This window comes from Kribbella sandramycini, from assembly GCF_013131805.1.
Classification (GTDB): Bacteria; Actinomycetota; Actinomycetes; order Propionibacteriales; family Kribbellaceae; genus Kribbella; species Kribbella sandramycini.
In genome coordinates this window covers 416,683-441,948 of the sequence record NZ_JABJRC010000005.1, presented here as the reverse complement: position 1 = coordinate 441,948, position 25,266 = coordinate 416,683, and the positions used below count along the sequence as shown (strand labels likewise).

Below are 25,266 nucleotides of genomic sequence, written 5' to 3'. Positions count from 1 at the left end.
GTGGCGGACCACCGCGTCTCCGGCAGAGACGTTGTCGAACAGTCAAGATGTCATTCCTGGCCCGTCGGTGCGGTCGACCTTGGTGAAGAACTCCGGGATGAATTCTTCCCGCGGCACGTCGGGAAAGCCGCCCGCAGAGCCTGGCAGATCTGCTCGGGGCTCCACCGCTGGTTCAGCCACTCCTGGATGAAGTCCCGCAGTACGAGGTTGGATCCGACCTTGCCCTGTTTGGGACGGGGCCGGCGCCTGTCAGCACGATCCTGAGCGGCGTAAGGCCGGTACTGGCCCTTGACCGGGTGCCGGTTGCGGCGGACCTCGCGGCTGATCGTGGACAGATACCGCGAGGACGCACAAGACGGCACCACCGAACCGGTCGGTGATGCCGCCTTGTTCCTGCCCGACGCGCCCCGGCCGTTAGGCCCACGACGGCCGGTCTTCGAGTTGATACCGACAATCCGGCACGCCTCTTTGTCACTCAAGCCCTGCTGCATGAGCCCGGAGTATGCCGCCCGCTCAGCCGCAAGCTTCTTACGCCCTTGCGGCCCCCGGTCTGCCCGGATCTCGAAGCCCATCGCAACTCCCAAAGCTAGGAGTTGCTACGACCACTAGAACCCAAGGGGGTTGAGTCGGGCCCCTGGGGTTGGTTAGGTGGCGTGGCGGTGGGGGGTGGGTGGGGGTGCTGGTTCTGGGTGTTCGACTTTCCAGAGGTCTTCGTCGAGGAGTTGGAGGGTTTGGGCTTGGGGGTCCTTGTCTGGGCGGCGTCTGGGGGTGGCGGGGGGTAGGGGGAAGGCGGCGGGGAGGTCTCGGCCGGAGCGTCCTCGGAGTTCGGAGGGGACGCCGGGGGTTTCGTCGCGGCGGGTGCGTTTGCGGGCGGGTGGGCGGATGGTGCTTGCGCCGGGTTTGCCGGCTCGACCGCCGGGGCCGGCGCCGGCTGCGCCGCCGGGGGGCATCATGGGCGGGGGCATGCCGCCGCCCGCGCCGGCGGGCCCGGCGGTGGATGTTGAACTGAGGCCGTTCGATGGGGCTTGGCCTCCGCTCAAGGCGGGCGGTGCCTGGAGGGGGTGGGCGGCTCGGGCGACCTGGTCGCTGCCGAGAGTGCCGGGTAAGCCGATACCGGGCTTTCCGAGGCCCTTGATGCCACCTAGGCCGCCGATGCCGGCTCCTCGTGGCAGGCCGGCTCCGCCGCCTCGGGGTCCGCCGCTGGGCGGTACTCCGATCCCACTCATCGCCGGCGGACCGGCTGGGGGGATCGGATGCGTCAGGTCCGGTAGTACCGGCGGGGTCAGCGGTGGTAGCACCGGGGGCTTCGGCAACGTAGCGCCTGGCGGCATACCCGCCAACGAAGGACCGCCCGGCGGCATTCCGCCAGGGGGCATTCCGCCGGGCGGCATCCCGCCCGGAGCTTCTGCGGGCATCTCGGCAGGCGTCTCCCCCGGTGTGTCCTGGCCGGGCTGCGGGCCGGCCGCCTGGTCGGTCGACGGCGTCTCGCCTGGCCCGGCCGGGCCACCGCCGGGCGGCGCGCTCGCGGTCCGGTTCGGCGCCGGAGACCCCTTCGGTCCGCCTGGGCCGTCCCACTTGAGCGCCTGTGCGGCCTCCTGCGTGCTCCTGCCGATGGCGCTGTACCAGACGGCGAGCATGTTGAGTTGGTTGCCAACAGCAACGACGGCGCTCCGTAGATTGTTGGTGTTCTCGGTCTCGTACTTGCGAACCAGCTCCGACGTCCACGGGGATTTGGGCGCCTCGATGGTTCCGCATTCCGCGCGAAAGGTGCTGACGCCGTGCTCGAGGTTGGTCAGCACGGGAGTGCTCGCGGTTGCCACGTCGTTGATCACCTGCGCCAACTGCCGCAGGCCCGCCGGGATGCCGCCGCCCGCCGGTCCGCCGGTCCCCTCGCCGACCGACACCGCGATGCTGTCGTGTCCGGCCTGCAACGACCGGACGGAGGCCTCGGAGGCGTCCCGGTACTCGCCGGAGTCGCTGGGACTTCGCCACTTGTTGTCGAGCAGTCCCTGATTGAAGGTCCGGAACTGGATCGCCGTCTTCTGCATCCCGCCAGCGGCCGTCTGCCACATGTCGGCGGACATTTGCAACGGGCCGCGCAAGTTCAGCTCGGCTTGGGCGAAGCGGTCGATTTCGCGCATCGCGGCGAGCAGCGGATCCAGCAGCTGTGCTGTCTTCGCCGCCGCGGCGTAGTCGCTCTGGTCAGCCATCAGGATCCCTCCATCGGGGGCCGCGGCGGGAACAGCTCGGGGTGCGCGGCCTGGTGGGCGAGTACCCACTGCGGGTCGAAGGCCGAGTTGACCTCGGCCGGCGCGTCGGTCGGCTTCAGCAAGGCCCGTGCGCGCTGCAGAGTCAGCTCGTGCAGATTGCCGTAATTGGCGAAGACCGCCTCGACGGCTTGGTCGTAGCCTTTCAGCCCTTGGAGCATCTTCGACATCACCTGGGCGAGGGTGTCCCGCGCCTCCCGCTCGACCTTCATGAAGGCCACACCTTCGGGCATCTGGCCCGGTGCGGACTTCGTGGCGGACAGGGTCCCGGTGTCCTGGACGGCGGTACTGAAGGTCTGCAGCGCGCCGTTGCGGAACTCGGTGACCCACCGTTCGGCCAGGGAGGCATCTGCGTCTCCTCCGGATAGCGCCATGGTTTCTCCTTTCGTTTTCAGATCGCCGGGGGTTCCGGCGGGGGTTGGGTTAGTTGGATGAGGTGGGTGGTGCCTTGGCGGCTGATGAGCCAGCCGCGGCCGGGGGGCATGGGTTGGGCGCGGAGGCCGCCGAGGAGAGGGCCTTCTTCGCGGCTGCCGGACATCAGGAGGCCGGGGGAGCCGACGTCGCGGATGCGGGCCAGGACCGGTTCGAAGAGGCCGCGCATGGCGCCGCCGGTACGGCGGGCGGCGTAGATGCGCAGGCCGATGTCGGCGGCTTGGGGGATGAAGGGCAGCAGTGGGATCAGGGGGTGTGCCTCGGAGGAGGCGACCAGGTCGTAGTCGTCGATGAGGACGAAGATGTCCGGGCCTTCCCACCAGGAGCGGTCGCGGAGTTGCTGCGGGGTGATGTCGGCGCCGGGCAGCCGGGCTTGCAGGATGTTGGCCAGGCCGGCGATCAGTTCGGCCGTGGCCTGGTGGTTGCTGCCGTAGCCGAGCAGGTGGTCGCTCTCGACGGCGCCGAGCAGGCTGCGGCGGTGGTCGACGACCAGGATGCGGGCTTCCTGCGGGGTGTGGGTCTCGCGGATCCGCGTGGCCAGCGTCCGCAGGAAACCGGACTTCCCGGCGCCGGTGTCGCCGAGCAGGATGAAGGTCGGGTTCTGCGCCGGATCGAGGAGCACCGGTTCGAGGCTGCGTTCGGCCACGCCGATCGCCAGGCCGTGCTCCTTCGAGCTCGCGCCGTCGACGCTCTGGTAGCTGACCTCGGTCGGCAGCAACTTGATCGTCGGCGCGGCCTTACCCGGCCAGGCCTCCCGTACGACGTCGACCAGTGCGCCCAGCCCCACCGCGACGCGCTCGTCGCTGTCCTGCAGCCGGGGCGCGGCGATCAGGAAATGGTGCCGCGAGGTCAGGATGCCGCGCCCGGGCGCCCGCTCCGGCACGAGCGTCGCCGTACGCCGATCCACCAGCGAGTCGATCGGATCGCCGAGCCGCAGCTCGAGTTTGGTGCCGCACAGGTCGCGAATGTTGGTCCGCATGTCGAACCATCGGGCCGCGGTGATGATCAGATGGACGCCGTACGCCAACCCGCGGGTCGCGATATCGCCCAACGCCTGCTCAAGATCGTCGTAGTCGTTGCGGATCGTCTGCCAGCCGTCGATCACCAAGAACACATCGCCGTACGGCGAGTCCCCGGCCCGGCCCGTCCGGCGTAGCTCGCGATAGGTCTCCATCGAGTCGACGCCGGCCTCGGCGAAGGCGCGTTCCCGTTCGGCGATGATGCCGAGCAGCTCCAGGACGGTCCGCCGGACGGCGTTGGTGTCCTGCCGGCCTGCGATGCTGCCGACGTGCGGCAAGTCGCGGAGCGCGGTCAATACGCCGCCGCCGAAGTCGAGACAGTAGAACTGGACCTCTTCCGGCGTGTGCGTCAGCGCCAAGCTGGTCAAGATGCTCACGACCGCCGTGCTCTTCCCGCTCTGCGGGCTGCCCGCGATCGCGACATGCCCGCCGGCGGCGGACAGATCGAGGGTCAGCGGATCACGGCGCTGATCGAGCGGCTTGTCGACCACACCCGCGACGACTACCAAGCGACCAGGCTGAATGGACGGCGTCCCACTCTGATCGCCGAAGCCAGGCAGCAGCTCGCCCAACGCAGGGGCCTTGTCCAACGGCGGCAGCCAGATCTGGTGCGCGGGATCGCCCTTGCCGTCGAAGCGGTCGACCAGGACGTCGAGGAGCGACTCACCGACGTTCTCGTCGAAGACGCCGTCCGGATCGGCCGGCTCGTCGTCGTTGTCGTCCTCGAGAACCGGCGCGACGTACGCACTGGAGTAGTCGAACAACTCGACCGAGTTGTCCGGGGTGACCTGCAACCCGCCGGCGGTCGGACGCCGATGCACACCGGACACGTACGCCGATCGGAACCGGTCCATCTGCTCCGTCCCGACCCGCAGGAACCCGTGACCAGGAGCCCGCGGCAGATGGAACGCGTCGTTGACGCCGAGCACCGTCCGGCTGTCGATATCGGAGAACGTCCGCAGTCCGATCCGGAACGACAGGTGCGTCTCCAGACCCCGCAGCCGCCCCTCTTCGAGCCGCTGGCTGGCCAGCAACAGGTGGACGCCGAGCGATCGGCCGACCCGGCCGATCTGGACGAACATGTCGATGAAGTCCGGCCGAGCGGTCAGCAGCTCGCTGAACTCGTCGCAGATCACCAGCAAAGTAGGGACTTCCGGGAGCTGTGCACCGGCGGCGCGCGCCTTCTCGTAGTCGCGGAGCGAGGAAAAGTTGCCCGCGGTGCGGAGCAGTTCCTGACGGCGGAGCAGCTCGCCGTTGATCGCGTCCGTCATCCGGTCGACCAGGTGCAGCTCTTCGGCGAGGTTGGTGATCACCGCGCTGGTGTGCGGCAATTTGTCGAGCCGGGTGAAGGTCGCGCCGCCCTTGAAGTCGACCAGCGCGAAGTTCAGCGAGCGCGGCGGGTGGGTGATCGCCAGCGCGAGCACCAGCGTCCGCAACAGCTCCGACTTACCCGAGCCGGTCGCGCCGATCAGCAAACCGTGTGGACCCATACCCTCCTGGGCCGACTCTTTCAGGTCCAGCTCGATCGGCTGGCCATCGGCCCGGAGCCCGAACCGGACGCGGAGCCGGTCCCGGCTCGGCCGCGGCAACCAGGTGTCCTCGGGGTCGAAGTCGTACGGGTCGCCGAGATCGAGCAGCTCCGCCAGTCCGAGGTCGGCGCTCAGCGGCTGGTCGCCCTGCGCCCCGGCGGTCAAGCGCAGCGGGGCCAGCTGCCGGGCCAGGCCCTCGGCCGTGGCCAGGTCCAGCGAATCCGCCTGGCCGAGCCGCTCGTCGCCGTCCATCGTCTCGGCCTGAATGTTGCCATCAGCATCGACATCGAGGCTGATCGCCGTCGAGTCGATCGCGCGCGGCGGGAGCAGCGTCAGGTCCAGGACTGTGACGCCTTCGACGCCCGAGCCCGCCAGCAGGTGATCCGATCCTTCGAGATCACCGCCGTCCAGGACGACGACCAAGTGCGGCCCGGTGACGCGGGCTGCCGTATCGGGGTCGAACCGAGGCCGGTCGGCGATCACGTCGTCGAGAAGCGCCTCGATCGCGGTGATCGACGAAGCAATCAGACGCAGCGGCCCCAGCGCATCCGTGCGCTCCGGGTGTAGTGCGTGCGGCAACCACTTCGCCCACTCCCACTCGCCGCGATTCGCCGGTGCGGTGCAGACGGCAATCCGCAGGTTGTCGGGCGCCTGGAACGTCGCCAGCTGACCCAGCATCGCCCGTACCAGACCGATCGAGCGCTCCCGATCCCCGGGGAGATAGATCCGGCTGAAACCGGTCACCGCGATGGCCAATGGCAGTCCGGGCACGGCGGCGTACGTCGAGACGAAGCGCCGCAACGCCAAGGCAGACAGCGGTTCCAGGCGTTCAAGTGGTTGCGTGTCCGGCGGTACGACGGAGGTCGCGGGGTTCTGGGCGCCGACGCCGATCCGGGTGACGCCGAAGTCGCCGTCGTCCTGGCGCCGCTCCCACAGGCGGTAGCTGGCCGCGAGCGCCCACAGGGAGCCGGGGTCAGGGTGGTGGTAGCTCAACGTGCCGCGCTGCTGATCGATGGAGCGCCCGAGCCGTAGTCGCTGCTGGGCAAGGTGCCGCAGGTACGTCCGCCGGGCCTGCCCCATCTCGGACTTGCCGCCACCGGTCCGGCTGAACATCGAGACGACGATCATCGCCACCATCGCGAGCCCGAACAGGCCGAAGATCACATACCGCAAGCCACTGGCGACGCTGCCGGTGAACATCAGCATCATCGCGCCCATCATCGCGACCATCGGCAGCACCATCAGCATCTGCGCCCATTGCCGGCCGCCGGGCTCGGGGACCTCCGGAGGTGCCTCCAGCAACAGTTCGCCCGTGGGCAGCTCCGGAGCCGGCCGTCGCATCGGCCGTCGCACCATCATCGTCGCCATCGTCATCTGCCTTCCGTCGGACCTGTCCGCTCTGATCTTGCGGCGGCCGCGTGCTGTTGCGGGGCCCATGGCAGGAAGGTGTCGTCACCGGTCCGCGGTGGTCCGTGATTCCTACCGTGTGATTGGAAGTTCCAACCCAGGAAGGAGAAAGTGATGGCCGGACCCTTCATTCAAGGTCTCACCGAAGAGATGGCGCACCACGCCAACCAGACGAGCCAGTACGCCCAGCTGCTGGGCGACAACGTTCGTCGCTCGGAGGGCGCGACCCTCGATCTCGGCGCCGCGATGCGCGGTGAGGCCTACCAGGCCAACGTTCAGGGGCACGACAACTGGTCACAGTCGGCGGCGCTGCGCGGCCAGCTGCAGGCCGAGGTGCAGGCGGACGGCACCTCGCAGATCGGCGGCCACTACGGCCAGCTGAGTATGAACAACGTTCAGTCGCTCAACGCGGCGCAGCCGACCGCCTGAGCCGCAAACCCTTCAGCAGAGAGGAATGACACCCGATGCCTGAGATCTTCCAGCAGTTCGGCGGCATGCTCGACGCCGCGCACTCGTACCGCACGATCGGACAGGACCGGATGGCCGCGGCCGAGGACCAGCTCAGCCTGGCCAACGGGCTGTCGTCCGGCGCCTGGATGGACTCGTCGTTCGACGACTACTTCGCGAACGTGAACATCCAGGTCAACCAGACGACCGCGCACGCGAACGACGCTGTCACCCGTGGCAACGTCATCGACCAGTGCCAGATGGACGGCCAGGCGACGCTGGCCACCTGCCGTGGGATCGCGGCCGGCCTGCGCGTCTGATCCCCGCAACGTGTGAGCCCCAGCCGATCCGGCTGGGGCTCATCTTGCGTTCGCTGTCAGGTGTCCGAGTCGCGTCGGGCGAAGAGGAACTCGGGCGGCAGCTCGGCCTGCCGCGGCACGCCGCGCTCGATCGCCGAGCGGCGGACGACCCAGCCCCGGCGACGGCCGACTGTCAGCAGCACGCTGACCAACAGGACGATCAAAGCGACTGCGGTGGCGAGAAGCGTCAGATCACGTGCCGTGCTGCTCTGCCCTTGCCACCAAGCGCTGTGCGCCACCTGAAGCGGGTCGACGGGCGGTACGACGGCGCCGGGCATCGGCTGGGCGGCGCCCTTCGGCATCGCCTCGGTGACAGCCCGATAAGGATCGACGATGCCCGCGCCGTACTCCTGGCTGTTTGCTCCACCGCGCGCGGGAGTGGCGGTTGCCAGCAGGCGCTTGATCACCTCTGCGGCCGGCATCGTCGGCCAGGCGGACCGGACGAGCGCCGCCGTCCCGCTCACGTACCCGGCGGCGAAGCTGGTGCCGGATTGATAGGCGTGACCGGCGATCCGGGTGCTGGTCAGCACCGAGTCGCCCGGTGCGACGAGATCGACGTACCGGCCGATCTGCGAGGCGTCCATGCGGGCGCCATTGACGTCGATCGCGCCGACGCCGATCACGCCGGGATAGTCGGCCGGATAGGACCGGAGCGGGCCGGCGGAGTTCGCCTGTTGGTTGCCGGCCGCGGCGACCACCACGACGTCCCGACGGACGGCGTACGCGATCGCGTCCCGGACCGGCTTGTCGTCGCGGGACCCGGCGATCGACAGGTTGAGCACCCGGGCGCCGTGGTCGACGGCGTAACGGATGCCGTTGGCAAGGATCGACGGCGGGATCACCTCGGTGCGCCCGGTGTTGTCGGCCTCTCGCTCGCTGACCTTGACCGGCAGGATCCGGGCACCGGGAGCGACTCCGCTGAAGCCCAGACCGGCATGGCGATCGGCAGCGATGATCCCGGCGATACCGGTGCCGTGGGACACGCAGTCGTAACTGCCGGGAAGTTTGCCCTGATGGTAGAAGTCCCGTCCGGTCAGGACCTTTCCGCGCCGCCGGAGCTGCGGATGATCCCGATCCACCCCGGAATCGACGACGCCGACCGTGACGCCGGCGCCGGTGCTGAACGGCCAGGCTCGCTCCGGTTCGAGCAGTTGCTGGGCCCACGGCAACATCCGCTCGACCGGGTGCGCCGGTTCGGCGGTTCGGCAAGTGCCCTTGGGTGGCGCGGCGCGCGCCGCCGGGGCATCGATCAGCGACAGCGGTGTCATCAGAAGCGCTGTGGTGACCAGCGCGGCACCGAAGCGTGCGGGCGTCATGGTGTTCACGCTGCCCAGCGTGCGCGGACGCGCGGCGGCCACCCGGCTCATGGCCGGAAGAGGTCAGCGGCCGCGACGGGTGCGGAGCCGATCGGAGACTGGGGCCATCCGAACAAGGAGGCGCAGATGTCGGACTGGCAGCACGATTCCTCGATCGACTGGTCCTGGGTCGGAAAGTTCGACGAGTTCGAGCGGGAGGCCCAGCAGTTGCGCCGATCCGTCCAGGACACCGTCGGCGTCGCCGAGTCTCCGGACGGTCTGATCGAGGCGAAGGCCGGCGTGTACGGCGAGGTGCACGAGCTGTACCTGGACGCCCGCGCGCTGCGCGAACCCGATGCGGCCGCGCTCGCGGAGCAGATTCGCGACACGATCAACGCGGCCGGCCGGGACGCCCAGGATCAGGTGCGCGGCGGGATGCCGAAGTACGTGGCACCGGATGACGACGACCCCGCGGAGCTCGCGTTCGGCTCGTTCCTCGGGCTGCTCGGCAAGGCGGCGAAGGAGACCCGGCGATGAGCGGCGACTTCGACATCTTCCCGGAGGAGGCGAACACGATCGTGCTCAAGTTCGAGGCGATCGGCCAGGCCTTCGCGGACACCTGGCGCCGGATCGGCCCGGAGTTGCTCGGCAAGGAACAGCAGGCCGGCGGTGGGATCAACGAGGAGAGCGTGGCGTTCCGGGCGGCGTACAACGAGGCGAAACCGCTGCTGGAGAAGGCCTCCGACGGCGTGGGTTCGAACTTCCGGGCGATCGCGGCGACCGGGAACAAGATGATCATCCAGGTCGCCGAGATGCATCAGCTGCAGACCGACCGGCTCCGCCGACTGCAGTGATTCCCGAACCCAACACCTACCTGTGGACCGAGCTGCAGCGCTTCAGCGACGCCTACATCTTCCCCCGGACGAACGAGGACGCCGTCCGCGACCTCGGGAACCTGTGGAACGACCTGTCGGTGGCACTCAAGGCGGCGCTCGGGGACGCGGGGGCGGTGAACGGCTCGCTGGCGATGGCCTGGAAGGACTCGCTGGCCATCGGCTACCGGTACGACGTCGACCAGATCGTCAATGGGGCCGAGGGATATCAGACCCTGGCCAAGGCGTACTTCGACGTCGCGCAGCTGTGCTGGGGACACGCCAAGACGGTTGCCCAGATCAAGAGTCAGATCTGGTCCGAGGTCATCATGACCGGCGTCTTCTTCGTGGCCACCTTGCTGTTACCGCCGGGGATCGGGGACCTGGTCCGGTTCCAGTTGCTGCGGACGCTGATCACCCGGTTCTCCTCGATCATCCGGACCGCCGCGGGACTGGCCCGAACAGCGGGCCGCTCGCCGCTCGGCAACCTGGTGCGTGAGCTCGGTCAGGAGTCCATCGAGGAGTCGATCACCCAACTCGTTGCCAACGGCATTGATATCGCCCGCGGGTACGAGGACAAGATCGATCTCGGAAAGCTTGCGGTCGCCGCGGCGGCCGGACCGCTCGGGGCCGGGATGGGCAAGATCATCAACCCGGTGGGCCGGCTCGGCAGCGCGCCGGCGCTGCGGGTCGCCGACACGTTGCGGATCAGCGGTCGCGCGCGCGATGTCATCGGGATGTCGGGGCACACCTTCGTGGTGAACGGCATCACCTCACCGGTCTCGAGCCTGGTCGCGCAATCGGCGTACGACGGGACGTTCTTCCAGCAGGGCTTCGGCGACTACCTGCACGCGGTGGCCACCGGCGGCCCGATGGCCGGCCTGCTCGGCGCCGGTCGCGTCGGCGCGGTCCACACCGCCGACGCCATCGGTCAATGGGCCGGCGGGAAGCTGGGGATCACGCCGCCCAACATCACCCTCGACACGATCCCACCCGGCGGTGGCCCGCCCGGTGGTTTCGAGACCGCCGTCCCGCCTGCGACCACGACACCAGGTGGCGCACAGCTCGAAGGCGCCCCGAGTTCGCAGCCGGGTTCCTCGGCAGGTGCGGCTGGTAGCAACGCGGTCGCGGACGTCGACGGTTCCAGGCCTGCTGGGCTGGCGGATCATTCGAACCCCGGTCGGCAGGGCGGGGTCGACGTCGATGGGCATGCCAATCGGCAGCAGAGTGCTGCGCAGCAGGAGCAGCAGGAATACGAGCTGCAGGAGGCGGTTGACGACACTGCCGATGCGGTGGACGGGGCAACTTCGGATGAGTCGACTGCGGGTGGGGTTCCGGTGTCTGACCTGGAGTCCGGGGCGCCGGCGGAGCTCGGCGATCGGAGTAGCGCGCAGGCGCCGGAGGCCGGGGCGCACAGGGATGGGACGCAGGCGTCGACCGATGGGCGCGGCGGCACCACGGTCGAGGGAGATTCGCGGAGCGACGCTGTAGCCGAGGGTGGGTCGCGGGGCGAGGTCGTGGTCGAGGGGGCGGACAGCGCCACGGTCGAGGGTGGGTCGTGGAGTGACGTTGTGGTCGAGGGTACGGACGGCGGGTTGGTCGAGCAGCCGGGTGTCGAGTCGGGGGTGGTCGGGACGCAGGCGCGCGCGGACGCGGTCGACGTCCGGTCGTCGGAGGCGCGAGCGGCCGAGCCCAGGGCGACGCGGGTAGGACGGGACGAACTGACGGAGTCCGAACAGCCCGCTGAGGAGACCGGCGCCACGCTGGCGTCGGAGGACAGCAGCCCCGCCACCGTTGCTCCGGTGGTCGAAGACGCTGCGGTCAACGAGTCCGCGGTCGAGCCTGAGGCTAACGAGGCGGCGGTTGACGAGTCCGCGGTCGAGCCGGCGGTTGATGAGGCTGCGGAGGCGACGGGCGTGCTGGCTGTTGCGCCGGCTGCTGGCGTTCCGGCGCCTCCTGGGCCGCCGGGACGGCCGCCGGATGGGAACGCTGCCAGGCTGCCGGACTTCGTGGCGGACGGCCCGCTCCAGGATCACCGCACGCTGTTGCGACTGATTGCCGAGCTCGTGCGCTCACCAGTACTGCGGGTGTTCGCGGACGTCCGGGCGATCGTGCCGACCGGGCCGTCGACGGTCGACGTGATCACCCGGACAGGTGAGCGGGTCGAGGTGGTGATCGAGGTCGGGCCGGTCGCGGACAGGCATCCGGCCGAGTTCCGCCTCGCCGCCGACGGGACGCCGCAGGCGATCGTCCGGATCTCCGAGCAGATCAAGGATGCGGACGTCGGGCGGGCGCTCGTCCACGAGCTCCGGGAGCTGGGTCATCTGTTCGGCGGCCGGCCGGTAGACGGGCCCGCGTTCGACGCACATCAGCAAGGCCGGTTGGGCGAACTGCTGCTACTGCACGACGAGTTGAAGCAGGAGGTATCGCCGTCGGAGGCTCGCAGAGCGGAGTACGCCGCGAAGATGCGGCAGCTCCTGGACGATATCGGCTTGGCGCGGCCGGAGAGCGACCAGCGGCTCGATGCGCTGAACGTCCGCGACCGGGCCGGCGTCCGGCGGGCCGCGGCCTTCGCGCTCGACCCCACACCGGAGGCAGCCCCCGAGGAAGCTGCCGAGTTCGGCTGGTTCAACGAAGCCTCGCCGGTGGTGACCGAGGAGCAGGCCGGGCCGACCGCCGAGGTGACGCCGTGGGTCTCCAGCGGCCTGCCCGGAAAGGACTCCGAGGTCGGGCCGAACTGGGCCCGCTGGGTGGTGGACAAGGTCACCGGATTCCCGCGGATCGCCGAGGCCCGCCTGTTCGCGGACTTCGGACAAACCCGTCGGCCGAACGCGGATCGGGTCGAGCGGAAACGAGCCGTCGCCCGCGGCGAGGGACACCCCGGGGCCGGCAAGGACGACGGCGGGCACGCGATCGCCTGGCGGTTCTTCGCGAAGGTCGCGGCGACGATGAACTACTTCCCGCAGGCCGGCAGTTTCAACAAGGGCGCGTTCGAGAGCCTGGAGAACGAGATCGGCGATTGGCTCGCACAGGGCTGGCGAGTGGATCTGAAGGTGTTCTTCCCGCCGAACGAGCCGCGGCCGACGTCCGTCACGGTGGTGTACGCCGTCTCGGACCCGGCGAACCCGGACCACGTGATCTGGACCGGCGGGCGGACCTGGGAGAACACCGACGTACCGCACCGAGCGGAGCTGACCGGGCCGAACCACACGCGGAGTCCGTTGCCGGAGGGGCGGCTCGAAGGCACGCAGAAACGGACGGACGCGCAGTACCAGCGGTACCAGAAGCGAAGTATCGAGGCCTTCGATCCGGACCGCAGCAACCTGTTCGAACCGGACGCGGTCGTCGGCAACGCGGAGCGGCTCGGACCGTTCGAGGCGACCGGGGAGGTCAAGGAACACCAACAGCTGTGGGCGCAGATCGCTACCGAGCTGGGGTTGGCGAAGTTGGCGCAGTTCGTGGACGTGCGGTGGATCCAGGTCGCGCCGGATGGGCGTTCGCTGATCCTGCAGCCGTGGTCCGGGCGGCCGATCAGCATTCAGCTCGAGGTCGGGCCGGTTGCCGATGGGCACCCGGCCGAAGTGCGGCTGCGGCAGGCGCGGCGGCTTGCGGTCGTGCGGATCTCCGAGCAGATCGAGTTTGCGGATGTCGGGCGAGCGCTGGTCCATGAGCTGCGGGAGGCCGGGCATGCCTTCAGTGGGCGGCCGGACGGCGGTCCGCGGTTCTCCGATCACCAGCAGGGCCGCGTCGCCGAGCTGCTCTACCTGGATCACGAGCGCCGGATGGCCGAGGGGAACGAACAACTTCAGGCCTGGTACGCCGAGCGGATGCGCGAGCTGCTGCACGATCTCGGGTTGCAGCGGGCGGCCGGTGATGCGCGCGTCGACGCGTTGGAGCGGCATCACGACCGCGCCGCCGTACGCCGAGCCGCGGCCGCGCTGGATCCGGTGCCGCAGCCGATCCCGCTGGACCCACCGACGGTGCCGGCGCAGCCGCTCACCGATCCGCCGACCGTCGGGATCATCCGAGGCGTCGTCCGGTCCTTGCTGCATCTCGATGGCCTGGCCCGGTGGTTCCCGAATATTGATCAGGTCGAGTACGAGATGACGGCGGCGCTCAGCGATCCGGCCGTGCTCGCGGCCGCTGGGATCACCGCCGTCCAGCCTGGGCCGGGCAACCTGCTGCATCTGCAGTCCGTGCACGGATGGATCACCGTCGAGCTGAGCGCCGGTCAGGTCGAGCGCGGGCTGGCGGGGGAGTTCGTCGTCGAGAACGACGGCCGGACGCCGATCCGGCTGGTCGTGTCGAGTCGGGCGGCGGATCGGTCGGTGGCCCGGATCATCGCCAATCTCCTGAGCCAGTTGGTGAATCTCGACAGCAGCGGCGTACCGAACGCGTTGGAGAGCGGCAGTGAGGTGAAGCGCCCGGTGCCGTTGAGTCAGGAGGACAACGGCCGATTGGCCGAGGCCCGGTTGCTCAACCATCGCCTGGCCACCACGCCGCGCGCTCGCCTGATCGAGCGGCTGCAGCTGCGGACCGAGCTCCGGGCGCTGTTGGAGGAGCTGGCGGTCGTCCATGGGCAGAAGCAGGCGTCTTTCCGGCGGCTCGCTCTTTCGGACGCCGACGCGGCGATGCTGAAGCAGCATCTGAAGGGCTGGCAGGTCGGAGACACCCGGCTGCAGCAGCGCACGTATCTGCGGCGCGACGCCACGGCCGGGTTGGTGCCGACCACAATCGCCGCGGCCGGCGTACTGGTGCTGACCGGCAACGTCGGCGCGGCACTGGGCACGCTTCTGCCGACAGCGGTGGTGACGGCCGCGTTGGCGGTCGGTCAGCGTTGGCTCGACGCCGCCAAGCAGTGGGCCGCCGACGAAGGCGGCCGGAAGCGTAAGGCCGCACACGCGAAACACCTGCCCAGCCTGGCCGATGCGATCGAGGCCGACCCACGGACCGTGGCAGGGAAGCCATTGCCCGAGCTGGAAGGGAAGGCGCTGATCCCGGCTCGGTGGCGGTACCTGGTGAAGATCTGGGTGCCGGCCGGGCTCGGAGTTGGGACGGCGTTGCTGCTGGCGCCGCTGTTCCCACCGCTCCCGGTGATCGTGGGAACGGTCGGCGTCGCGCTGCTGCGGAGCTTCACCGAGCAGTACACCGACGGCCGGAAGAAGGAGCTCGAAACGCTCCGGAACGAGGAGCTTGCATTGCGGTTCGCGGCCGATCCGGCGGCGTACCACAACCAGCTCGGGGCTTGGCTGGCTCAGCTGTACGAAGCGATCACCGGACGCCCGGCCACCTTCGCCACCGGCCGACCGGACGGCCCGCTGCCGTCGCTGGACGAAGAGAGCGTGTACTCCGATGCGCCGGACCACCTCGGTCTCGCCGCCCGCCGGGCCGTCGGGCCTGCCCAGCCGGGTGCAGATCCCGACACCACGTCGCTGGGGCGTCAGCTCGATGAGATGGGCGAGATGCTGGTGCTGGGCATTCTGACGATGGCGGCGTCGGTGGTCGCTTCGGGAGTGGCGAACGCGGTGATTCAGCGGTTCACCGACCGAGCGAGTGCTGCGGTGTCGGAGTACAACCTCGAGGTGGCGGGCGCGCGCGAGGCGCAGGAGGTGAACGCGGCGCTGGGTCGGCTGTTGCAGGAGGCGGTCGCGTTGTCCGAGCTGGCGTCCCGGTTGCGCGGCGGGCCGCCGGTGCCGGAGCGGCTTGCGGATCGGACGGTCGATCGATTCCGGGGCCGGTTCCCGGTGGTGCCACAGCCGCCTGCGGTTCCGGACCCGTACGGCGGGCCGTCGGGGCGGACCCCGCGGTGGGTGTTCGCGTTGTACGGCGCTGGGGCGGTGGTCACGGGCGGTGTGCTGCTTTACGTCGACAGCCTGGTGCAGCTGGGGCCGACGACTTACACGACGGTCTTGCTGGCCGCGGCCGCGCAGTTGTTTGCGGCGCCGATCGCCCAATGGCTGTGGAACAAGGCTGATGCGGAGCGGAGTCTGCATCGGGCGCGGGCGGACAACAAACGCGCGCCGTCCCGACAGGCGGTTGCTGATCAGGTCGGGTTGCTGCGGTACCAGTTGGACCGGCTCGGCCTGGCGGCCGGGGACGTGCTCGCCTCGGCGGCGGACACGGCCGAGCTGCCGGTGCCCGGGGCCGACCTCAGTGCGTCGACCGATCGAGTACGGGCGGCGGCGCGGACGGCGCGATTGGCGATCGTGCCGCGGGTATCGGAGCCGCCGCGCGTCGGCTTCCAGGAGCGCCAGGACCTGCACGCGAGTCTGGACGAGATCGAGCAGCAGGCGGACACCGTCGACGAGCTCACCGAGGCCGTCAGCCGAGGCGAGCCCGGAGCCGAGGCGCGCCTCGCCGAAGCGCGGGACCGGCTCGACGAGCTACTCGCCGAGAACGCCGTCCATCCGGACCACCGGGTTCGGCTCCCCGCACTCGAGACGGTCGATCCGTCGGCAGGCGCCCGCATCGTCGGCAACCCGCTGCAACGAGCGCAGGCACTAGCGGCCGAAGCGTGGCGCCGGCTGATCGCCGAGCCGGAGGGCACGCCGTACCGCGTCCGACGAGCAACCGCCCTGGAGCGCGTCGGCAAGTCGCTCGACATGCTCGAACAGTTCCTGGCCGCCGCCACCCCCGGCCGTCGAACCGACGCCGTCGAAGCTGCCCTCACCGAAGCCGTCAAAATGATCAACGCCTTCAAAGCAATCCAGCGCCGAGCCGGCGTCCCCGGCGACACCCGCCTGGACGACCTCGCCCTCCGCCGCTACATCCACGACCTCCTCCGGGCCCGCGATCGCCGGCCGCCTATACCTCCGGCTTGAGTTGGTCCCAGTCGGTGACGATGGGGGCGAGGTGGCCGCGCAGCCAGAGGGGGAGTTGGTCGTGGTGGTGCGGATGGCCGGGCAGGCCGGAGGCGCCTAGGGGGACGATCCAGCGGCTGTTGGCGCGGTTGGTGAGGTCGAAGGCGTAGCGGGCTACGGAGGCGCGAAGGCAGAGGTCCGTGCCGGGGAGGCTGGAGGTGGACCAGACGCAGTTGTGGTCGCCGGAGAGGGCGAGGTCGATCGGGGTCTCGGTGGGGGTGAAGAGGGGCGTGCGGAGGGCGCTGAGCGGGGAGAGCTGGTGGGTTTCGCCCCAGGGCGGGCGGGGGTTGTCGGCGGCAACGGATTCGAGGGCTGCCTGGACCAGCGCGGTGGCGTCGAGGTCCGGTGATTCGAGGAGGGACTCGAAGCCGAAGGAGACCTGGGAGAGCAGGCCGAAGTAGCCGGCGAAAAGCGGCGGCGCGTCGGCGTTGTCGAGGAGTGCGAAGCGCTCGGTGATCCGTGCGATGGCGGCTTTGCGCAGGGCGGCGTACGCCGACGCGGTGGTGCTGCCGGCGTCCATCCGCCGATCCCAGGCGAGCAATTCGGTGCGTAGGGCAACGGCCTTCGGAGACAGGCCGGTCAGCCCGGGCAGGCGATCGAGCAGCCGGTACGCCGCCCCGAGGTAGGTGTCGGTGTGGATGTCGGCCATGTCGTCGATCGACCAGTCGGCCCGCTCGGCCAGCAGCTCCCGGATTCGCCGGGCCCGGTACGGCGCGGCGAACTCTACGCCCAGTGGCGCCGCGATCTCCCGCGCGTTCGCCATCGCCTCCGGCCCCTCGACAGTTGCCCGCGGCATCGGGTGCCATCCGTCCCACGCGTACGCCGCCTCCCAGCCCGGTACGACGCGCAACGAGTTGGCCGCGTGCCGCTGCGGCACCACCCCCGCGACCCGATGCAGCAACCCACCCTCGGCATCCGCCGCGAACACGACGTTCACCGGCTCGACCCAATCTTCAAGCGCAGCATCGATGTCGGCCGCAGTAGTTGCCTGCAGCAACCGCGGCATCACCTCGAACCCCAATCGCCCCAGCGCGCGCGGCGGATACCGCAGGCTCAGCGTCTGCCCCGCATGGTCGACGACGATCGGACCACGCTCGGTCTCGATCACCTCGATCGCGACCGGATCCGCCCCGGCCACCTCGATCACCTCGTCGTGCCGGGTGGCAGGCTCCCACCCGCCCGGCCCGAGCGCCTCGATCGTCGTCCCGCTCCGGCGGAGCTGCTCGGCGTACAGGTCCTGATAGTCGGACTGCGCATTCGTGATCGCCCAAGCGACCTTCCCGGCGTGCCCGAAATGAGCAACCCCCGGTACGCCGGGAACGCCGAACCCGACGACGTCGTACGCCGGGCACGCGAGCCGAATCTGCTGATAGACACCCGGGCTCTCGACGAACCGATGGGGGTCGCCGGCAACGATCGCCTGACCGGTGGCGGTGAAATCACCAGGGATCACCCAGCCGTTGGAGCCTGCGGTCTGCGGCCCGGCGGCGTTGAAGAGATCGAGGTACTCCTCACCCAAGCGGGCGGCGACATGCGTCCGCCAGAGCTTGTTCGGGAAGCCGGCGAACAGGATGTGCACCGCGAGCCAGATCGCCAGCGGCGTCCACGGCTCCCACTTCTGCACGGTGACCCCGGTCTGCGCGAACTCGGGCGCCTGCTCGGACGCCGCGGGCAGCGCGCTGTTGACGCCGTCGACGTACGCCGAGACCCACGCGCGGGTCGTGTCGTCGAGGGCGGCGTAGCAGCGCTGGGCGGTGTCGGCGAGCCGGGCCTGCCGGGCGAAGGTGTCCCAGGGGACGGCATCCGGGCCGAGGAACGCGGCGGTGCTCCCGAGCGCGCGCCGGCGGATCAGCTCCAGTTGCCAGGCCCGATCGCGGGCCGTGACGGCGCCTTGGAGCTCGGCGAGGGCGAGGTGGTCCCCGGCTCGGAGGTGGGGAACGCCATACGCGTCACGGAAGACCTCGCCGTTCACTCAAAGGCTCATTTCAGTTAGGTTAGCCTCAGCTAACTTTGACTGTCAGGTGCTGACACCAACGTACGAAGCGCGGCGCGCCCGTCGCAACGGCAATTCACCGGAGGTGCATCGTGGGGCACGGCTGGGAAGGCGTGGTGCTCAAGCTCTTCCGCGGGAAGGACTTCGTGTTCACCGTGACGGGCGCCGAACACGTCACCGACCGGTACCGCCGGGTGCACTTCACCGACGGCGGCCTGCTGCGGGCGATCGGCGTCCATCCGACGATGTGGGTGCGGCTCTGGTTCGACAACGCGGGGAAGCCGCATCAGCGCGCGTACACGCTGGTCGATCCCGATGTCGAGAACGGGACGTTCAGCATGGAGTTCGCGCTGCACGAAGGTTGTGCGAGCGACTGGTCGCTGAAGGCGCAGCCCGGTGACACGATCGAGGCGACCGTGCAGGGCACCGGTTTCGAGATCCCTGATCCGCTGCCGGGCCGGATGCTCGTGATCGGCGCGCCGGCCTCGCTGCCGGCGATCAACTCGCTGCTCGCGGTTGCGCCCAAGCTGCCCGCGACGATCTGGTTCGAGACGACCCATGAGGATGACCGCGAACTCCCGTTCCGGATCAACCCCGACCGCCACGAACTCCGCACGCTCGACGCTGCCGAGCTCCTCGACGGCGTCAAAGCCGAGCTCCGGGAGGCGATCGGCCAGCCCGGCGACGCCTACGTCTGGATCGCCTGCGACACCCGCACGACCCGAGCTCTCAGCAGCTACGTCACGAAAGAACTCGAGGTCCCCAAACATCGGGTCAAAGCCCTCGGGTATTGGCGCGCCGCCTGAAACTCGCTCTGTCAATAACTAACCACTGTCTGTACCCTCCTGGGTGAAAACCTTCATCTTCGGTTCCGCCTCACTGGAGGATGAGATGATCCGCTGGATTGTCGTGCTGGGTTTGGCGTTGTCGGTAGTGGCTGTGCCCGCGCAGGCCGAGGAGTTGGCCGGGCCGAGTGCCGCGCAGCTGAAGGCCCGCGCCGCGGGTTGTGAGACGCAGCTGTCGAACGGGAAATACGCACATGACGCAGGTGGTTCGCGCACGGTTGCGATCTGCCGGTCCGGCGATGCCGTGCATTGGACGGCGGATTTCGATGTGGATTGCGACGGTCAGCGGACCACGCAGTGCAACGAGAACACCGACCCGTCGTTCCAGCCGAACACCTCGTGGAACCAGTCGGACGGCCGGCCGCTGAACTCGGCCGGATTGCCGTTCGTCGTCGTCCCGTTGTCGAGCTCGATCTGGAACTTCCGGACCGCCGGGATCGACGGCGGCACGATCGCCGCGGTCGTCTATCAGGACAAGGTCGCCTACGCCGTCGTCGGCGACCAGGGCCCGAGCACGATCGCCGGTGAGGGGTCGTACAAACTCGCGCAGCAGCTCGGTATCAACCCGAACCCCTCGACCGGCGGGGTCTCCGGCGCGGTCGTCACGTACATCCTGTTCCCGGGCGTGTCCGCCGTACCGATCGAGAACCAGTCGCAGGCGCTCTCGAAGGGTGAGTCGGCGGCGACGGCGTTCGTGAACAGCACGCAGACGTGCGCGTCCACGAACCTCGACTTCACCGCCTACCCGGCCATCCAGGCCGGTTCGACCGGCGGGCGGCGCTGCAAGCAGGGAAGTAGCGGCGCCAACGACAGGACGTAGTCGTCCAACTGGCAGCCCGACCGGGCGGCGCCGAGCGTGAGGGCGCTGCCCGGTCGGTTGGTATGTCCTGTTCTTAGCGCTCGGAAGTTGGGCGGCGGAGGGCGGTGGGGGTGAGGTGCGGGGACTGCCAGGCGGCGTTGGAGTCGTAGACGTTGGCGCCGGGTGGGACGATCTTGTCGATCCGGTCGAGGGTGTCGTCGTCGAGGGTCAGGTCGGCGGCTTTCAGTAGGCCGGTGAGCTGGTCCATCGTGCGCGGACCGTTGATGACCGCGGTGACGGCCGGGTGCGTGGTGACGAAGGCCAGGGCGAGTTCGGGGAGCGTCACGCCCAGGTCGTCGGCGACCTCGATGAGCTGTTCGACGGCGTCGTACTTGGCGGCGTTGGCCGGGAGCGCCGGGTCGAACCGGTCGGGAGCGAGCGCGGCCCGGCCGGTGGTGAGGTCGATGGGCTGGTTCTTGCGGAGTTTGCCGGTCAGGAAACCCCAGGCCAGCGGGCTCCAGGTGAGGACGCCGAGGTTCAGCCGCCGCGCGGTCGGCAGGACCGAGCGCTCGATCCCGCGGCTGAGGATCGAGTACGGCGGCTGTTCGGTGCGGAACTTCCCGTACCCGCGGCGTTCGGCGACGTGATGGGCCTCGACGAGCTCCTCGGCCGGGAAGGTCGACGTCCCGAAGGCGCGGATCTTGCCCTGGCTGACCAGGTCGGTCAGCGCCCAGAGCGTCTCCTCGATATCGGTCCGGTGGTCGGGGCGGTGGATCTGGTAGAGGTCGATCCAGTCGGTGCCGAGTCGGCGCAGGCTGTGCTCGACCTCCTGGACGATCCAGCGCCGCGAGTTCCCGCTCCGGTTGCGGGTGTGCTCGTCATCCAGCGGGAAGTGCACCTTGGTGGCCAGGACGACGTCGTCCCGGCGGCCCTTGAGCGCCTTCCCGACGATCTCCTCGGACTCGCCCGACGAGTACATATCGGCCGTGTCGACGAAGTTGATGCCCTGGTCCAGCGCGGCGTGCACGATCCGCGCGCAGTCGTCGTGATCGGCGTTGCCGACCGCGCCGAACATCATCGTGCCGAGGCAGTGCGTGCTGACCTCGATCCCGGTCCCACCCAGCGTGCGGTAGCGCATGAAACTCCAACCCCTCGATGCCGATACGTCTCGCACGCTAAGAGCTAGAGCGCTGTCTAGGTCAAGTCGCTCGTAGGGTGGGCGGCATGGAACAGTTCGCGGATCTGTGGGATCCGGTGCCCGGCTGGCTGAACACCGCCTCCTACGGCCTGCCGCCGCGCCCGGCCTGGGAGGCACTGCAGAGCGTCCTGGCGGACTGGCGCGTCGGCGCCACCAGCTGGGAGCCATGGGACGAGTCGACCAGCAGATCGCGCGCGGCCTTCGCCCGCCTGATCGGCGCCGACGTCGCGGATGTGTTCGTCGGCAGCACGGTCTCCGGCGCGGTCGCCCCGATCGCGGCTGCCCTACCGGACGGCGCGCGCGTGCTGACCGACGACGTCGAGTTCACGTCGAACGTGTTCCCGTGGAAGACGCACGAGGATCGCGGCGTCGAGGTGATCGGCGTCCCGACCGCGGAGCTGCTGGACGCGATCCGCCCGGGGGTCGACGTGGTCGCGGTGAGCGTCGTCCAGTCCTCGACCGGTACTGTCCTCGACGTCGCGAAAGTCGTTGCTGCCAGCAAGGAAATTGGCGCGTTGGTGGTCCTCGACGCGAGTCAGGCGATGGGCTGGCTGCCGCTGACGGTGGATGGCGTCGACGCGCTGATCGTGCACACCTACAAGTGGTTGATGTCGCCGCGCGGCGCGACCCTCGGCTACCTGTCGCCGCGGCTGCAGGAGCGCTGTCGCCCCGCGGCCGCCGGTTGGTACTCCGGCGTCGGCGGCGGCCGCTCGTACTACGGCACCGAGATGGAGCTGTACGCCGATGCCCGTCGCTTCGACCAGTCGCCGTCCTGGTTCTGCTTCGTCGGCGCAGCCCCCGCGCTGGAGCTGGTCGAACAGATCGGCGTCGAGACGATCAATCGGCACAACGTCGCACTGGCCAACGAGTTCCGGGAGGGGCTCGGGCTGCCGCCGTCCGACTCGGCGATCGTCAGTACGACGCTGGCCGGCGCTGAGGAGGCGTTCGCCGCGGCCGGGATCCGCGCCGCCGTCCGCGACGGCAAGCTTCGGGCGTCGTTCCACCTCTACACGACCCGGGCCGACGTCCATCAGGCCCTGGCCGCTCTCAAGCCGCTGACCTAGAGCCTGATCTAGGGTTGCCGGTATGGGGCTGAGTATCGGGCAGGTGGCAGAGCGGACCGGGCTGAGCGTGCACGCGTTGCGCTTCTACGAGCGGGAGGGGCTGCTCGCCGATCCGGTCCGCCGGGAGTCGAACGGCCGTCGCGTCTACACCGAGGACGACGTCGACTGGCTCGCGATGTGCATCAAGTTCCGGTCGTCCGGGATGCCGCTCGACACCATCCGCCGCTACACCGACCTGGTTCGCCAGGGCGCCGGCAACGAGGCCGATCGCCTGGAGCTGCTGCGCAGTCACCGGGCCGCGGTCGAGGCCCAGATTCGCGACCTGGAGAACTGCCTGGCCGTCATCACGCATAAGGTCACCATCTACGAAGAACATCTCGCGGACGGGACGGCGTACTGCCTTTGGGTGCCGCCGGAGCAGCAGACGGATCCCGCGGCCTGGTAAATCGTTGTGCGTGTGCACAGCGTTAATGGTGCCACAAGCGCTTGTTGGGCTCTAAGGTTGGGCCCGTGCAAGATGGATTCGTAGCTGAGTTGGAAGCCGCGGTCGCGGAGCTGCCCGCACCGCCCGGTGGTCCGCAGTTGCTGGAGCTGCGCCGCCGGTTCGTGACGGCGCTGGTCCGGCGGCTGGTCGGCCTGAAGAGTTCGGACGACGTCCCGGCGGCCGAGGCCGCGCACGCGGTGGTCGCGGCGGACGTGCCGCCGGATGCGGTGATCACCGGGTTCCGGGCGGCCGCGTCGGCGGTCTGGACGCTGGCCCGCGATCTGGGTCGGCAGCGCGACCAGGCGAAGTACGTCGCGATGCTGGAGAGCGCCGGCGAGATCTGGGTCGAGTACGAGCAGTGGGCGTCGGCGTTCGTCGCGGCGTACGAGGTCGAGGCGCGGCAGCGGGATCGGATCGCCGCTCAGGAGCGCGAGGCGCATCTGCAGGCGGTGCTGAGTGGCGCCGGCGGGCTCGAGCGGAGCGCCGAGGCGCTCGGGATGCCGCTCATCGGGCAGTTCTGCGTCGTCGTCCTGGAAGAGGCGCTGCCGGACGCCGAGCAGCGGCTCAGCGCCAAAGGTCTGCAGTCGTGGTGGAGCCTGAATGTCGGGATCGTCAGCGGCGACCCCGGTGACCTGGCCGGCGGTCGAGTCGGCGTCAGCCCGGACTACGAGCAGTTGGCCGACACCCCGCGGGCGCTGCGGCTCGCGCGGATCGCGGTCGACACGATCCCGCCGGGCAGCAGTGCGATCAGCCGGTACGGCGACCGTCCGTTGGAGGCCCTGCTGGTCAGTGCGCCGGAGGCGGCTCAGTCGTACGCGGACGCCGTCCTCGGGCCGCTGTTCGACCTGCCGACCGACGATCGGCAGACGCTGCTGCAGACGGTCGACGTCTGGTCCAAGGCCGGTGGCAATGTCACTGACACTGCGGCTGAGCTGAGCTGTCACCGCAACACCGTGCGGCACCGGCTCGGCCGGATCGAGACGCTGACCGGTCGTTCGCTGTCGGAGCCGCGCGGGATCGCCGAAGTCCTGACGGCCTTGCAGGCCTACGACCTACGAGTTCCGGAGCACGCGCAGCACGATTGAGGGTTTGAGCAAGGCCGGGGGCGTGGCGAGCAGATTGGCGACCTCCAGGAAGCGCCGCCCGACGACCACATCGTGTTCGGTGGCCTTGTAGAGCCGGGAGAGGTAGCTGACGAGCAGTCGGGAGGTCAGCGGCTGCTTGCCGACGGTCTGGTCGAATCGGAGGTCGTTGCTGACCGACATCGTCCAGGCCGTCTCGATGCGCTTGTTCATCCCGGCGAAGTAGCGCCGGGTGAGCTGGTCGCCGCCCGCCGCCAGCAGTTCGCCGAGGTGTTCGGCGGCCAGCGCGGCGATCGTCATGCCCTGCCCGTACGCCGGATTGAAACAACAGAGCGAATCACCGGACGCGATGAACCCCTCGGGCAGCCGGACCTTCTCGTACCGGCGCCGGACGCTCGGGCCGATCCGGAACCGAACCGGGTCGGTCAGCGGAGTCGCCTGGGAGATCAGTTTGTACAGCTCTGGGCCGTCGAGTTGGGCGGCGTACTCCTCGAAGGCGCCTGGCTCGGCGGGCGGTGGGTTGTCGTCCAGGCCGACCAGGGTGACGAGCCAGCGGTCGCCGTCGTTGGCGCCGGTTCCGGTGCCGAGCGGGTTGCCGGGGTAGTGGCCGGAGATCACGCCGGTGAAGTCGGCGTCGCCGGGGATGCGTTCGTACTCGCGGGTGCTGTAGAAGATGCCGGCGCGGACTTCGTCCTCGGGTGCGGCGTCGTAGCCGAGCTCGCGCAACCAGGTCGGGCCTCGGTTGCTGCGCCCGGTCGCGTCGACGACCAGGTCGGCGTCCAGACGCTCGCCGTTGATCCGGACGCCGGTGAGCCGGTCGCCGTCCGCGATCAGGCCGTCGACCGGTGTGCTGGGGCGGAAGGTGATGTTGCCGACCTGGGCGACCATCGTGCGCAGGACGGATTCGATCAGCGGGCGGCCGGCGAGGAGGCCGGTCAGGTCGGAGGGGGCGCGTTTGAGCAGGCGGCCCTCGTTGTACCAGAGGACGTCGTTGTGCAGGTCGTTCGCGACCGCGCCTCGGCGGAGCATCTCGGCGCGGAAACCGGGGACGAGTTTCTCGATCGTCTGATGGCCGCGGGCGAGCAGCCCGTGCGCGTGTCGGCTCTGCGGGACGCCCTTGCGATGGACGGCGTCCAGCGGGAGCTGATCCCGGTCGAGGACGACGACCTCGGCGTACCAGCGGCTCAGCACCTTGGCGGCCAACAGCCCGGCGATACTTCCACCTGCGATCACGGCTCTCATGCTGTTCAGCCTCTGCCGCGGGGCGATGGAAATCCCGCGCCATCGGGCAGATCTGCGGGCAGGGCGGGTTGA

17 protein-coding genes are annotated in these 25,266 nt (G+C 69.6%); 10 read left to right on the top strand and 7 right to left on the bottom strand.

The features are described from left to right. Nucleotides 1-644 precede the first annotated feature (644 nt). Genes HPO96_RS22750 through eccCa form a run of 3 tightly spaced genes read right to left on the bottom strand, consistent with a single transcriptional unit; the run spans nt 645 to nt 6,621 of the window. Nucleotides 645-2,210: a hypothetical protein gene (locus tag HPO96_RS22750; protein WP_171675694.1), complete on the bottom strand. Its 1,566-nt coding sequence runs from the start codon at nt 2,208-2,210 to the stop codon at nt 645-647. Next, nucleotides 2,210-2,641: a hypothetical protein gene (locus HPO96_RS22745; protein WP_171675692.1), complete on the bottom strand. Its 432-nt coding sequence runs from the start codon at nt 2,639-2,641 to the stop codon at nt 2,210-2,212. Before HPO96_RS22745 ends, HPO96_RS22750 begins: the two co-directional genes overlap by 1 nt. Nucleotides 2,642-2,658: 17 nt before the next feature. Further along, entirely contained in the window at nt 2,659-6,621 is a 3,963-nt protein-coding gene (gene eccCa / locus HPO96_RS22740; protein WP_238355384.1) for a type VII secretion protein EccCa, read from the bottom strand. Nucleotides 6,622-6,768: 147 nt separating this feature from the next. Between eccCa and HPO96_RS22735 the strand changes: the two genes are divergently transcribed. Continuing rightward, nucleotides 6,769-7,083 (top strand): hypothetical protein, encoded by a 315-nt coding sequence (locus tag HPO96_RS22735; protein WP_171675690.1) that lies wholly within the window; start codon nt 6,769-6,771, stop codon nt 7,081-7,083. A 35-nt stretch (nt 7,084-7,118) separates the two neighbouring features. Then, a complete protein-coding gene (locus HPO96_RS22730) occupies nt 7,119-7,421 on the top strand; it encodes a hypothetical protein (protein ID WP_171675688.1) in 303 nt (100 codons plus the stop codon). A gap of 56 nt (nt 7,422-7,477) precedes the next feature. Here HPO96_RS22730 and mycP read toward each other — a convergent pair whose 3' ends face one another. Then, complete coding sequence (mycP, locus tag HPO96_RS22725; RefSeq protein ID WP_238355383.1) at nt 7,478-8,827, bottom strand: type VII secretion-associated serine protease mycosin; 1,350 nt, start codon at nt 8,825-8,827, stop codon at nt 7,478-7,480. Nucleotides 8,828-8,902: 75 nt separating this feature from the next. Here mycP and HPO96_RS22720 point away from each other — a divergent pair, with 75 nt between their 5' ends. From HPO96_RS22720 to HPO96_RS22710, 3 genes are read left to right on the top strand one after another with little or no spacing between them, the layout of a single operon-like run. Then, nucleotides 8,903-9,292: a YbaB/EbfC family nucleoid-associated protein gene (locus HPO96_RS22720; protein ID WP_171675686.1), complete on the top strand. Its 390-nt coding sequence runs from the start codon at nt 8,903-8,905 to the stop codon at nt 9,290-9,292. Continuing rightward, entirely contained in the window at nt 9,289-9,609 is a 321-nt protein-coding gene (locus HPO96_RS22715) for a hypothetical protein (RefSeq protein WP_171675684.1), read from the top strand. Before HPO96_RS22720 ends, HPO96_RS22715 begins: the two co-directional genes overlap by 4 nt. Then, nucleotides 9,606-16,448 carry a WXG100-like domain-containing protein gene (locus HPO96_RS22710; protein WP_171675682.1) on the top strand — a complete coding sequence of 2,281 codons (6,843 nt, stop codon included), beginning with the start codon at nt 9,606-9,608 and terminating at the stop codon, nt 16,446-16,448. The genes HPO96_RS22715 and HPO96_RS22710 overlap by 4 nt, the downstream gene beginning before the upstream one ends. On the opposite strand, the gene HPO96_RS22705 is transcribed toward HPO96_RS22710, so the two are convergent. Further along, the gene (locus HPO96_RS22705) at nt 16,432-18,459 is read right to left on the bottom strand and encodes a penicillin acylase family protein (RefSeq protein WP_171675680.1); all 2,028 of its coding nucleotides are present in this window, start codon (nt 18,457-18,459) and stop codon (nt 16,432-16,434) included. The genes HPO96_RS22710 and HPO96_RS22705 overlap by 17 nt on opposite strands. 113 nt (nt 18,460-18,572) lie before the next feature. Here HPO96_RS22705 and HPO96_RS22700 point away from each other — a divergent pair, with 113 nt between their 5' ends. Together HPO96_RS22700 and HPO96_RS22695 are read left to right on the top strand one after the other, a co-directional pair. Continuing rightward, nucleotides 18,573-19,286, top strand: coding sequence for an SIP domain-containing protein (locus tag HPO96_RS22700; RefSeq protein WP_171675678.1), 714 nt, complete (start codon nt 18,573-18,575; stop codon nt 19,284-19,286). 85 nt (nt 19,287-19,371) lie between these two features. Next, on the top strand, nt 19,372-20,145 hold the full coding sequence (locus tag HPO96_RS22695) for a glycoside hydrolase family 75 protein (RefSeq protein ID WP_171675676.1): 774 nt from the start codon (nt 19,372-19,374) through the stop codon (nt 20,143-20,145). 73 nt (nt 20,146-20,218) lie between these two features. Here HPO96_RS22695 and HPO96_RS22690 read toward each other — a convergent pair whose 3' ends face one another. Beyond that, nucleotides 20,219-21,262: an aldo/keto reductase gene (locus HPO96_RS22690; protein ID WP_171675674.1), complete on the bottom strand. Its 1,044-nt coding sequence runs from the start codon at nt 21,260-21,262 to the stop codon at nt 20,219-20,221. Nucleotides 21,263-21,348: 86 nt separating this feature from the next. On the opposite strand from HPO96_RS22690, the gene HPO96_RS22685 reads away from it, so the two are divergent. The 3 genes from HPO96_RS22685 (at nt 21,349) to HPO96_RS39695 (ending at nt 23,955) form a co-directional block, all read left to right on the top strand. Further along, nucleotides 21,349-22,386, top strand: coding sequence for an aminotransferase class V-fold PLP-dependent enzyme (locus HPO96_RS22685; RefSeq protein ID WP_171675672.1), 1,038 nt, complete (start codon nt 21,349-21,351; stop codon nt 22,384-22,386). Between the two features lie 22 nt (nt 22,387-22,408). Further along, nucleotides 22,409-22,831, top strand: a complete 423-nt coding sequence (locus tag HPO96_RS22680) for a MerR family transcriptional regulator (protein WP_171675670.1) — start codon at nt 22,409-22,411, stop codon at nt 22,829-22,831. A 65-nt stretch (nt 22,832-22,896) separates the two neighbouring features. Further along, nucleotides 22,897-23,955: a helix-turn-helix domain-containing protein gene (locus HPO96_RS39695; RefSeq protein WP_171675668.1), complete on the top strand. Its 1,059-nt coding sequence runs from the start codon at nt 22,897-22,899 to the stop codon at nt 23,953-23,955. On the opposite strand, the gene HPO96_RS22670 is transcribed toward HPO96_RS39695, so the two are convergent. Next, nucleotides 23,923-25,194 (bottom strand): FAD-dependent oxidoreductase, encoded by a 1,272-nt coding sequence (locus tag HPO96_RS22670; RefSeq protein WP_171675666.1) that lies wholly within the window; start codon nt 25,192-25,194, stop codon nt 23,923-23,925. The two genes, HPO96_RS39695 and HPO96_RS22670, sit on opposite strands and share 33 nt — an antisense overlap. Nucleotides 25,195-25,266 lie beyond the last annotated feature (72 nt).